Here is an 11990-nt window from a genome sequence, read left to right on the forward strand (position 1 = left end):
TATTTATTTATATTTGTCCTACAATTAGCCCTATTAAACTATGTCTACAGTTGCAATTATTGAAGTAAAAACCCAAAATGAATTAAAACAATTTGTAAGGTTTCCGATGGATTTATATAAAAACAACCCTTATTATGTTCCTTCTTTTATTAAAGATGAATTTAAAATTTGGGATGCTAAAGAAAATCCGGCTTTAAACTATTCAGAGTCTAAACAATTCTTGGCAACAAAAGACAACAAAGTAGTAGGAAGAATTGCGGTTATCATTAACCATAAGGAAGAGAAAGAATTAGGGGTAAAAAAAGTCCGTTTTGGATGGATAGATTTTATTGACGACAAGGAAGTTTCGGCAGCTTTGATTCAAAAAGCAATAGACTACGCTAAGGAACATAACATCGACAAAATTGAGGGCCCTATGGGTTTCACTAACCTTGACAAGGCGGGAATGCTAACGATGGGCTTTGATAAATTAGCCACCATGATTGGAATCTACAATCACGAATATTACCCTAAACATCTTGAAGAACTTGGACTGACAAAAGAAAAAGAATGGGTAGAATTTGAAATGAATTTCCCTAAAATTTTACCTGCAAAAGTAGAAAAATTCAGTGGTTTAATTGCTCAGAAATACAAGCTTAAAGTCCTTCATTTCAAGTCAAAAGAAGAGATTTTACCATATGTAGAACCCATGTTTAAATTATTAGATGAAACTTATAAACATCTTTCTACATATACTCCGATTTCTGATGAACAAATCCAGACCTACAGAGAAAAATATTTCCCATTTATTGATAAAAACTATGTAATTTGTGTGGTTGATGAAAATCAGGAATTGGTTTCTTTCGCAATCACAATGCCTTCATATTCAAAAGCTTTGCAAAAATCTAAAGGTAAATTATTTCCATTCGGATGGTGGCATTTTTTACAAGCCAGTAAGAAAAACGACAGAGCTAATTTCTACCTTATCGGAATCCACCCTGAATACCAGAGACGTGGCGTAACCGCTATTATTTTCAAAGAAATATTTGTTCGATTTACAAGTATGGGAATTGATTTTGCAGAAACAAACCCAGAATTAGAAGAAAATAAGAGCGTACAAGTTCTTTGGCAAGATTACAATCCTGTAAATCACAAAAGAAGAAGAACATATTCTTTGAATATAAGTAATGAGTAATTGGTAATGAGTAATCTTAGCCTATTCCCAACACATTCAATAACTTCATCCGTAAAACTCTCAAACCTTACTACCAAATAATGAAGCCACATCTTATTGTTTTTGCGATTTTAATTGCAGGTTTTATCGCTTATAATTTGTTTTTGCAATCACAAGACGATAGAACAAATACCGTTGTGAACATTTTATATGCAAGTATTCTTTTTGCTTATATTTCGTTTATGGCCTATACTCTCCTTAAAAAAATGAAGAAATAATCTGATAATATGAAATTACTTCTTCTTGGATAGACTAGTTATTTGTCTTTGTCTCAAACTAATAATTCTCTATGAAACCATTTATTGTAAAAATAACTTTAATACTTTTTTTATTTTCATTAAAGTTATATTCTCAGGAATTTTATGTTAATTCATATAATCAATATTTAAATGCCGTATCAAAACTTGACATTACAACCCTAACCGCAACAAATGTTCCTTTTTGCCCACCAACAGTTTATATAGGTGAAACATATTCAGATATAGCCATTGATAGCTCCAATAATCTTTATTATGTAACGACCACCGGATTATTATACAGAAAAAAAAGTAGCGATTCAAGTTGTGAGTTTTTAGGTGATTTTACTACTATTGGTTTTATAAATTCTCTAACCGCAGACTCAGGAAATTACATATATGCTGCAGGATTCGGATACAGCAAAATGTATCGATACGATATCTCTTCTGGTACTTTCACAGTAATGGGTGATTTACCAATCACTCAATCTCCTGCGGGCGATTTATTCTTTTACAATAATCACCTTTTTTTGACAACTAACACAGGGATACTCGAGATAAATATGATGAATCCATCACAAAGCTGTCAATTTATGAGCCTTTCTATACCCGATGCATATGCAGCTTTTTCTATAGATTACGGAATTCACTCAAAAGTATATATTGTTAGCGCCACTTATCCGAATTCAACATTCTATGAAGTTGATATGGAAAATAAGATAGTAAGCGGACCCATCGGAACTTTTAATGGTAGCATAAATGGAGCAGCATCAATTTATAACTCCACTTCAACAAATTCAACTTGTACACCTCTAGCTACCCTAAATGTTCAGGAAAACACAGTAATAAATTTCTATTTTAATGTAATTAGCCCTTCAAACACTAATATTATCTGTAAAACTAATATTAATAGAAGAGAAATAACCCAAGTCCGCCTGTTTGACAATTCGGGAAGAATTATAAAAGATTTTTCAAATCAAAATACTATTGAAAGCCTAGATGTTTCAGGGGTAACAAATGGAACATACTTATTAACGGTAAGTACAAAAAATGGGGAAACGTACACAAAAAAAATAATTATAGCTAGCTAATTTTTATTGATTCTAAATTACCAGTTTTCCTGATTTTAATTCCACTTTTAAGGTTATTAATTTCATGCTTTATTCTTTATTCGCTAAATTTGCAAATTGAGATAATAATGTAAAAATGAATTTACCTGAAAGTTATATTCCAATCCTTATCCAAGCCGGTGTTGCGGTTGCTTTCGTAGCAGTTTCATTACTTGGAGCGCATTTTCTAGGTCCACAACAGAAAAAAGGAAATTCTGTTAAAAACCAGAGCTGGGAATGTGGAGTTCCTGTAGAAGGAAATGCCAGAACGCCGTTTTCTATCAAGTATTTCTTGACTGCGGTATTATTCGTATTATTCGATATTGAAATCGTATTTTTTTACCCGTATGCTGTTAACTTCAGAGAATTCGGATTTGAAGGATTCTTTGCTGTACTTACATTTGTAGCAATTTTCTTCGTAGCATTTTTCTACGTTTGGAAGCGTGGCGCATTAGATTGGGATAAATAAATAAAACTTAAGAAGAAGAAATTATGTCAGATCAAAAACCAGTAATAAGAACAGATGCACCTGCTCCCGAAGGATTTGAAGGAGAAGGCTTTTTCGCAACGAAACTGAGCAGTGTAATCGGGATGGCTAGAAAGTTCTCTCTTTGGCCTTTACCATTTGCAACGTCTTGTTGTGGTATCGAGTTTATGGCTACATTGAACCCTACTTATGATGCTTCAAGATTTGGGATGGAAAGAAACTCTTTCTCACCAAGACAGGCAGATATGTTGATGGTTTGTGGAACGATATCTAAAAAATTAGGACCTGTCCTAAAAGAAGTATACACTCAGATGGCTGAGCCAAAATGGGTAGTTGCTGTTGGAGCTTGTGCTTCAAGCGGTGGTATTTTTGACACGTACTCTGTTTTACAGGGAATTGATAAAATCATCCCGGTTGACGTTTATGTGCCAGGATGCCCACCAAGACCGGAGCAGATTATTGAAGGTGTAATGCAGGTTCAGGCTTTAGCAGAAAGCGAAAGCATCAGAAGAAGAGATATGCCTGAATATCAGAAATTATTAGATTCTTACAACATAAGCAACTAACGGAAATGACGAACGAATTTGTATTAGAAGCAATCACAAGAGAATTTCCGGAATCTGTAATCTCAAGTTCAGAACCTTACGGAATGCTAACGGTTGAAGTGAAAAAAGAGGATATCAAGAAGATCATTCACTATCTTAGAGATTCATCGTTGGAGTTTAATTTCCTTACAGATATTTGTGGAATCCATTACCCAGAATTTCCAGAGAAAGAAATAGGTGTTGTATATCATTTACATAATATGATGGCCAATTTCAGAATCCGTTTGAAAATTTTTATGTCCAGAGAAAATATCGAAGTTGATTCTCTTGTAGAATTATACGCCGGAGCTAACTGGATGGAAAGAGAAACTTTTGATTTCTACGGAATTAAATTTAAAGGACACCCTGATCTTAGAGCTATTTTAAATATGGAAGATCTTGGATACCACCCTATGTTGAAAGAATATCGTCTTGAAGATGGCACAAGAACAGACAAGAACGATAGCATGTTCGGAAGATAATATAGCTTCTGGCGAATGGCACTTAGCCAATAGCCAAAAGCAAATAGCTAAAAGCAAATATTATGAAAGATAACTCATTATCTAATATACTAAACCAGTACGACAGTAAGGAGCAAATTGATGGTCAATTATACACCCTTAATTTAGGACCTACTCACCCTGCTACTCACGGGATTTTCCAGAATATCTTAACGATGGATGGAGAAAGAATCCTTCACGCAGAGCAGACCGTGGGATATATCCACAGAGCATTTGAAAAGATTTCTGAAAAAAGAAATTATTCTCAGATCACTACCCTTACCGACCGTATGAATTACTGTTCTGCACCAATCAACAATTTAGGTTGGCATATGACAGTTGAGAAGCTAATTGGTGTTGAAGTTCCTAAGCGTGTAGACTACATGCGTGTAATTTTAATGGAATTAGCAAGAATCGGTGACCACCTTATTTGTAATGGGGTAACCGGAATGGATGCAGGAGCAATTACAGGTCTTACGTATATGTTTATCGAAAGAGAACGTATTTATGATATGTATGAGCAGATTTGTGGAGCAAGAATGACAACAAATATGGGAAGAATCGGAGGTTTTGAAAGAGATTTCACTCCAAAATTCCATGAGTTACTGAAAGATTTCTTAAAAACGTTCCCTGCAAGATTTGCAGAATTCGGTCAATTATTAGAAAGAAACCGAATCTTTATGGACAGAACCATTGGTGCAGGAGCAATTTCTGCAGAAAGAGCATTAAGCTATGGTTTTACAGGTCCTAATTTACGTGCAGCAGGTGTAGATTATGATGTAAGAGTTGCACAACCTTATTCTTCTTACGAAGATTTCGACTTTATTATTCCGGTAGGAACTTCTGGTGACACGTACGACCGTTTCATGGTTCGTCAGCAGGAAATCTGGGAATCCCTTAAAATAATCAATCAAGCATACGATAACCTTCCTGAAGGACCATTCCACGCGGATGTTCCAGATTTCTATTTACCAGAAAAAGCTGATGTTTACAGCAAAATGGAAGCGTTAATTTACCATTTCAAAATTGTAATGGGAGAAACTGATGTTCCTAAAGGAGAAATTTATCATGCGGTAGAAGGTGGAAACGGAGAATTAGGTTTCTATCTAGTGAGTGATGGTGGAAGAAGTCCTTACAGACTACACTTCAGAAGACCATGTTTTATCTACTACCAAGCCTATCCTGAGATGATTACAGGTTCTGTAATCTCTGATGCGATTGTAACAATGTGTAGTATGAATATTATTGCGGGAGAACTAGACGCATAATTTAGATATTAGAAAAAAGATGAAAGAAAAAAAGACTTTCATCACCTTATATAAAACGAATTTAGAATATTGAACTTTAGAATATTTCCTTGGTTCTTTAGTCTTTAATTAGAGATAAAAAATGAGCGAAACAATAGCTTTTAAACCGGAAAGTTTAGCACAGGTACATAAAATTATGGCGAGATATCCTGAAGGTAGACAAAAATCTGCTCTTCTTCCTGTTCTACACATAGCACAGAAAGAATTCGGAGGATGGTTAGACGTTCCTGTGATGGATTATGTTGCTGAATTATTAAGTATTAAGCCAATTGAAGTATATGAAGTAGCTACTTTTTATACCATGTTCAATATGAAACCGGTTGGTAAATATGTCTTGGAAGTTTGCAGAACGGGACCTTGTATGGTTTGCGGAAGCGAAAAAATCCTAGACCATATCAGAACTAAACTGAATATTAAGGATGGAGAAACTACTGAAGACGGTATGTTCACATTAAAGCCGGCTGAATGCCTTGGGGCTTGTGGATATGCGCCCATGTTGCAGTTAGGGAAATTCTTTCATGAAAATTTAACGATAGAAAAAGTTGACGAAATCCTAGATCTTTGCAGAGAAGGACAGGTTGATTTGGGCTAAATAAATTTTAAATTAATTAAAAAAGGCGCAAAGCAAATAGCCAAAAACTAGGAGCCACTCGCTAAAAGCATATAAAAATGAGTAAAAAACTTTTACTTAAGGACGCACATATAGAAGGTATTCGCTACTTTGAAACCTACCGTAAACAGGGAGGTTACACTGCAGCTGAAAAAGCCTTGAAAATGACACCCGAGGAAATCTTGGAAGAAGTAAAAGCTTCCGGCCTTCGTGGACGTGGTGGAGCAGGATTCCCAACAGGAATGAAGTGGAGCTTTTTGGCAAAACCGGAAGGCGTACCAAGACACTTGGTAGTAAATGCTGATGAATCTGAACCGGGAACGTTCAAAGACAGATATTTGATGGAATATCTTCCTCATTTATTGATAGAAGGAATGTTGATCTCATCTTTTGTTTTAGGTTCAAATGTTTCTTATATCTACATCCGTGGAGAATATTCTTGGATTCCGGATATCTTAGAAGAAGCTATTGAAGAAGCTAAAGCTGCAGGATTTTTAGGTAAAAACATCTTAGGAACTGGTTTCGATTGTGAAATTTATGTTCAAAGAGGTGGTGGAGCTTATATCTGTGGTGAAGAAACAGCATTGCTTGAATCTCTTGAAGGTAAAAGAGGAAACCCAAGACTAAAACCACCATTCCCTGCCGTAAAAGGACTTTGGGAAAGACCAACGGTAGTAAATAACGTTGAATCTATCGCAGCAATTGTTCCTATCATTGATATTACAGGAGCTGAATATGCTAAAATTGGAGTTGGAAGATCTACAGGTACAAAATTAATTTCTGCTTGTGGAAATATTAATAAGCCAGGAGTTTATGAAATCGACATGACCATTACGGTTGAAGAATTCATTTACTCTGATGAATATTGTGGTGGTATTGCGAACGGTAAAAAGCTAAAAGCTTGTATTCCGGGAGGTAGTTCAGTGCCAATTGTTCCGGCTAATCTATTATTAAGAACCGTAAACGGAGAACCAAGATACATGAACTACGAATCATTAGCTGACGGTGGATTTGCTACCGGAACAATGATGGGTTCAGGAGGTTTCATTGTTTTAGATGAAGACCAGTGTATCGTAGAACATACCATGACGTTGGCGAGATTTTATCACCACGAAAGTTGTGGACAATGTACACCTTGCCGTGAAGGAACGGGATGGATGCATAAAATCTTAAAGAAAATTGAGAAAGGAGAAGGAAAAATGGAAGATATCGATCTACTTTGGGATATCCAGAGAAAAATCGAAGGAAATACCATTTGTCCTTTAGGTGATGCAGCAGCTTGGCCTGTAGCAGCAGCAATTCGTCACTTTAGAGACGAGTTTGAATGGCACGTGAAAAATCCGGAATTGTCTCAGACACAAAATTACGGACTGGCAAATTACGCAGATCCAATTCCTGCTGTTGAAAAAAATGCTTAGTTAAAATGAAGAAGTTATTAGTTGTTGGATTAATGATGTCGGGGCTTGCTTTTGCGCAGGTTAAAAAAGATACATTAGAGAAAGAATATAAACTGGAGGTAGCTCCTTTGAATAAAGTTGAAAAGAAGGAGAAGCCTTTACCATTAAGCAAAAAAGGTCAGTTTTTCCTTTTCTATGGATGGAACAGAGCTGCTTACAGTAATTCGGATATCCATTTTCAAGGAAACGGTTACGATTTTCAACTGAATAATGTATCAGCGCAGGACAGACCTACAAAATTTGGAATCGTTTATATTGATCCAAGTTGGTTTACCGTAACGCAGTATAATTTCAGACTAGGATATTTTATTAAAGATAATTTAGCATTGGTACTTGGGATAGATCATATGAAATATGTGATGGATCAGAACCAGACAGTAGATTTCAAAGGTCATATTTCGGATCCTAAATATGCAGGAATGGTAGAAAACGGACAGGTGAATTTAGCAGATGAAAATTTCCTTACCTTCGAGCATACAGACGGATTAAATTATGAAAATTTAGGTCTTGAGAAATACAAAAACCTTATTCATAAGAAAAATATAGATTTAGTATGGTCTTATGGAGCCGGAATCGGGTTTATGTTTCCGAAAAGTAATGTAAAACTTTTTGGTAATGAAAGAAGTGACCGTTTTCACGTTGCAGGTATGGGAACCGATATCAGATCCAGTTTAAACTTAGTTTTCTGGAAAAACTGGATGATCAGAGTAGAAGCAAAAGCCGGTTATATTAATATGTGGGATATTAAAACCACCTTAAATAACAAACCTGATAAAGCACAACAGGATTTTGTTTTCGGACAAGTTCTGGCAGGAATCGGATATACATTTAATACGAAGAAAAATAAATAACAAAGCCTATTGCTTAATGCAGAAAGCTTAAAGCATATGATATGAGCGAAGAAGTTAAAAAATTCACAATAACTATAGACGGACAAACTACCGAAGTTTTGCCTGGTACTTCTATTCTTGAAGCAGCAAGACAAATCGGTGGAAAATCTGTACCTCCTGCAATGTGCTATTACAGCAAATTGGAAACCAGTGGAGGAAGATGTAGAACTTGCTTAGTAGAAGTTTCGAAAGGATCGGAAGCAGATCCTCGCCCTATGCCAAAATTAGTTGCGAGTTGCAGAACTAACGTAATGGATGGTATGGAAGTTAAAAATCTTTCTTCTGAAAAAGCTCAGGAAGGAAGAAAGGCGGTTACCGAATTTTTATTAGTAAATCACCCACTAGACTGTCCTGTATGTGATCAGGCTGGTGAATGTCATCTTCAGGATCTTGGGTATGAGCACGGAAATCTTCAGACAAGAACTGAGTTTGAAAGAAATACCTACGAAGCAGACGATCTTGGTCCGAATATCAAGTTGAATATGAACCGTTGTATTCTTTGCGCAAGATGCGTATTGACGGCAAACCAATTAACAGAGACTAGAGAGCACGGAATTCTTTTCAGAGGAGATCACGCAGAAATTTCTACCTATTTAAATAAAGCTTTAGATAACGACTACATCGGAAACATTATCGATGTGTGTCCTGTTGGAGCATTAACAGACAGAACTTCTCGTTTTGCAAGCAGAGTTTGGTTTACAAAACCAATGAATGCTACTTGTAAATGTGGTAAATGTTCAGGAAAAGCTGTTGTTTGGATGAAAGGTGACGAGATTGTAAGAGTTACTGCCAGAAAAGATCAGTGGGGAGAAGTTGAAGAATTCATCTGTGATACCTGCCGTTTCGAAAGAAAAGAACTTTCAGATTGGAATATTGAAGGTCCTAGACATATCGACAGACATTCTGTTATTTCATTGAATCACTATGAAAAGCCTAAAGATGAGCTAAGAGTTTTAGACAATCCAATGGCTAAGGAAATCAGTGAAAAAGACGAAAAATAATTTTAATAAGATTACAGATTTCAGAAACAGATTGAATCTAATTTCTAACTTCTAATATCTAACATCTATAAAAATAAAAATGGATTTACTTACATTTAAACTTATACTTGTACTTGCGCTTTTCTTGTTATCATTAACGATAGCAGCCTACTCTACTTGGGCAGAAAGAAAAGTTGCTTCTATTATGCAAGACAGAATTGGTCCCAACAGAGCCGGACCTTTCGGATTACTACAGCCTCTTGCAGATGGTGGAAAGTTTTTCTTCAAAGAAGACTTTACGCCTGCCAATGCAGAGAGATTCCTATTTGTATTAGGACCGGCTTTGGTAATGTTTATTTCATTAATCACAGGAGCCGTTATTCCTTGGGGTAAAAGTTTAAATATTGGAGGTACTTCTTTTGATCTACAGGTGGCTAACATTGATGTTGGTGTACTTTTTATCATCGGAATGGCTTCTATTGGTGTTTACGGAATCATGATCGGAGGTTGGGCTTCTAATAACAAATATTCATTATTAGGTGCCATCCGTGCTTCGTCTCAGATGATTTCTTATGAATTGGCAATGGGATTGGCTTTACTTTCTATCATTATGATGACAGGAAGTTTAGATTTAAAAGTAATTACAGAAAGCCAGACTACAGGAAAACTTTGGGGAGTGATTCCTTGGGTTTCCGGGATGAACTGGAATATTTTCTACCAACCAATTGCCTTCCTTGTATTCTTCGTAGCTGCTTTGGCAGAAACCAACAGACACCCTTTCGATTTACCGGAATGTGAATCTGAATTGGTAACAGGATATTCTACAGAATACTCATCAATGAAATTAGGATTATACATGTTCGGTGAATATGTGAACATGTTTATTTCAAATGCTTTTATGGTTGTTCTTTTCTTCGGAGGGTATAACTATCCTGGAATTGAGTGGGTAACTCAGCACTGGGGTGAGAACACTGCAGGAATCTTGAGTGTTGTAGCATTTTTAGCGAAAACAATTATCGGAATCTTGATCTTTATGTGGATCAGATGGACCCTTCCAAGATTTAGATATGACCAATTAATGCACCTAGGTTGGAAAACATTAATTCCAATGGCTTTGGTGAACTTAATTATTACAGGTGCTGTAATTTTAGCATTTGCAAACTAAGAAATAGATAAGAATATATTTTTAACGCTGAATAAAAATTCGGCCTAAAAAAAATAAAATAAATGAAACTTACTAACAGATCAAAAGTTGTTTCTAACAAAGAAATGACCCTTGCTGAGAAAATCTACCTCCCGGCGATTTTCAAAGGTATGGGGATTACATTTAAGCATGCTGTAAGAACCGTTATGAAAGGTGCTCCTGCAGTTTATTCGTATCCTGAAGTACAGAAGCCAAGAACGACTATCTGGAGAGGTCAGCACGTTTTGAAAAGAGACGAGGAAGGCAGAGAAAGATGTACAGCTTGTGGACTTTGTGCGGTAGCATGCCCTGCAGAAGCAATTACAATGACTGCGGCTGAAAGAACGAAAGAAGAAAAAGGCCTTTACAGAGAAGAGAAATATGCCTCAGTATATGAAATCAATATGCTAAGATGTATTTTCTGCGGTATGTGTGAAGAAGCTTGTCCGAAATCTGCAATCTATCTTACAGACAGATTGGTAGACGTGGAAACCAACAGAGGTTCTTTCATCTACGGAAAGGAAAAGTTAGTCGAAAAAATAAATGAAAGGATTGATATCACTACAAGACAATCCGAGAAACAAAAAAATGCGGTAAAATAATGGATCAGTTTTTATTTTTCTTGGTGGCGTTTTTAGCAGTGGCTAGTGCAGTGTATTTTGTATTTGCAAGAAATCCTTTATATGCTATTTTGTCATTAATTGTCACGATGTTTTCCATTGCAGGAATGTACATTCTTTTGAATGCACAGTTCTTAGCAATTATTCAGATTATAGTATATGCCGGAGCAATCATGGTATTATTCCTTTATATACTGATGATGCTTAACCTTAATAAAGAAGACGAAAGTAAGAAGAGCAATACTTTAAAATTTATTGGAGTTTTTACAGCAGGTCTTTTATTAATTGGAGTTTTAGGCGTATTCAGAGGAGTACAAGACAAACACATTGTTGCAGATAATGTAGACAAAGGGGTTGGTCTTACTAAAAATCTGGGTAGACTTTTGTTTAACGAATATGTTTTGCCGTTTGAGCTTGCCTCGATTCTTATTTTAGCAGGTATTGTAGGTGCGGTATTAATCGGTAAAAAAGATTTATAAAATTATGGGAGAAGTAAATACATTTATACAAAGCGTCCCTCTAGATTATTTCATAATTCTTTCTTCAGTATTGTTCTGTTTGGGAGTATTGGGAGTATTGTTGAGAAAAAACGCTATTGTTATTTTGGGTTGTGTTGAGCTTATGCTGAATTCTACAAACCTTTTATTAGCTGCATTTTCAGCCTACAAAGGGAATGGCGACGGACAACTTTTAGTTTTCTTCATTATGGTGGTGGCTGCTGCGGAAGTAGCAGTAGGTTTGGCAATTATTGCTATGCTATATAGAAATACCCGTTCTGTGGATGTAAGTATATTTAATAAATTAAGAGGATAAG

15 protein-coding genes are annotated in these 11990 nt (G+C 35.8%); all 15 read left to right on the forward strand.

What is annotated here, in order from left to right:
• Nucleotides 1-40 precede the first annotated feature (40 nt).
• The 15 genes from AMQ68_RS23025 to nuoK all read left to right on the forward strand — a co-directional run bounded on the left by AMQ68_RS23025 (nt 41) and on the right by nuoK (nt 11989).
• On the forward strand, nt 41-1174 hold the full coding sequence (locus AMQ68_RS23025) for a hypothetical protein (RefSeq protein WP_054512953.1): 1134 nt from the start codon (nt 41-43) through the stop codon (nt 1172-1174).
• An 80-nt stretch (nt 1175-1254) separates the two neighbouring features.
• The gene (locus AMQ68_RS25445) at nt 1255-1431 is read left to right on the forward strand and encodes a hypothetical protein (protein WP_185113415.1); all 177 of its coding nucleotides are present in this window, start codon (nt 1255-1257) and stop codon (nt 1429-1431) included.
• 71 nt (nt 1432-1502) lie between these two features.
• Complete coding sequence (locus tag AMQ68_RS23030) at nt 1503-2540, forward strand: T9SS type A sorting domain-containing protein (protein WP_054512954.1); 1038 nt, start codon at nt 1503-1505, stop codon at nt 2538-2540.
• 115 nt (nt 2541-2655) lie between these two features.
• Entirely contained in the window at nt 2656-3027 is a 372-nt protein-coding gene (locus AMQ68_RS23035; protein WP_054512955.1) for an NADH-quinone oxidoreductase subunit A, read from the forward strand.
• A 23-nt stretch (nt 3028-3050) separates the two neighbouring features.
• Nucleotides 3051-3611 (forward strand): NADH-quinone oxidoreductase subunit B, encoded by a 561-nt coding sequence (locus AMQ68_RS23040; RefSeq protein ID WP_054512956.1) that lies wholly within the window; start codon nt 3051-3053, stop codon nt 3609-3611.
• A gap of 5 nt (nt 3612-3616) precedes the next feature.
• On the forward strand, nt 3617-4111 hold the full coding sequence (locus tag AMQ68_RS23045) for an NADH-quinone oxidoreductase subunit C (RefSeq protein WP_054512957.1): 495 nt from the start codon (nt 3617-3619) through the stop codon (nt 4109-4111).
• A gap of 62 nt (nt 4112-4173) precedes the next feature.
• Entirely contained in the window at nt 4174-5397 is a 1224-nt protein-coding gene (locus AMQ68_RS23050) for an NADH-quinone oxidoreductase subunit D (protein WP_054512958.1), read from the forward strand.
• A 121-nt stretch (nt 5398-5518) separates the two neighbouring features.
• Complete coding sequence (nuoE, locus tag AMQ68_RS23055; protein WP_054512959.1) at nt 5519-6028, forward strand: NAD(P)H-dependent oxidoreductase subunit E; 510 nt, start codon at nt 5519-5521, stop codon at nt 6026-6028.
• Between the two features lie 77 nt (nt 6029-6105).
• Nucleotides 6106-7464 carry an NADH-quinone oxidoreductase subunit NuoF gene (gene nuoF / locus AMQ68_RS23060; RefSeq protein ID WP_054512960.1) on the forward strand — a complete coding sequence of 453 codons (1359 nt, stop codon included), beginning with the start codon at nt 6106-6108 and terminating at the stop codon, nt 7462-7464.
• Between the two features lie 5 nt (nt 7465-7469).
• Complete coding sequence (locus AMQ68_RS23065; RefSeq protein ID WP_123905772.1) at nt 7470-8354, forward strand: hypothetical protein; 885 nt, start codon at nt 7470-7472, stop codon at nt 8352-8354.
• A 41-nt stretch (nt 8355-8395) separates the two neighbouring features.
• Nucleotides 8396-9394 carry a 2Fe-2S iron-sulfur cluster-binding protein gene (locus AMQ68_RS23070; RefSeq protein WP_054512961.1) on the forward strand — a complete coding sequence of 333 codons (999 nt, stop codon included), beginning with the start codon at nt 8396-8398 and terminating at the stop codon, nt 9392-9394.
• Between the two features lie 79 nt (nt 9395-9473).
• Nucleotides 9474-10538 (forward strand): NADH-quinone oxidoreductase subunit NuoH, encoded by a 1065-nt coding sequence (nuoH, locus tag AMQ68_RS23075; RefSeq protein ID WP_054512962.1) that lies wholly within the window; start codon nt 9474-9476, stop codon nt 10536-10538.
• 62 nt (nt 10539-10600) lie between these two features.
• On the forward strand, nt 10601-11158 hold the full coding sequence (locus tag AMQ68_RS23080) for an NADH-quinone oxidoreductase subunit I (protein WP_054512963.1): 558 nt from the start codon (nt 10601-10603) through the stop codon (nt 11156-11158).
• Nucleotides 11158-11655: an NADH-quinone oxidoreductase subunit J gene (locus AMQ68_RS23085; protein WP_054512964.1), complete on the forward strand. Its 498-nt coding sequence runs from the start codon at nt 11158-11160 to the stop codon at nt 11653-11655. The genes AMQ68_RS23080 and AMQ68_RS23085 overlap by 1 nt, the downstream gene beginning before the upstream one ends.
• A gap of 4 nt (nt 11656-11659) precedes the next feature.
• Nucleotides 11660-11989 (forward strand): NADH-quinone oxidoreductase subunit NuoK, encoded by a 330-nt coding sequence (gene nuoK, locus AMQ68_RS23090; RefSeq protein ID WP_054512965.1) that lies wholly within the window; start codon nt 11660-11662, stop codon nt 11987-11989.
• Nucleotide 11990 lies beyond the last annotated feature (1 nt).

It is taken from the genome of Chryseobacterium sp. ERMR1:04, assembly GCF_001297705.1.
In the GTDB taxonomy this organism is placed as follows: Bacteria; Bacteroidota; Bacteroidia; order Flavobacteriales; family Weeksellaceae; genus Chryseobacterium.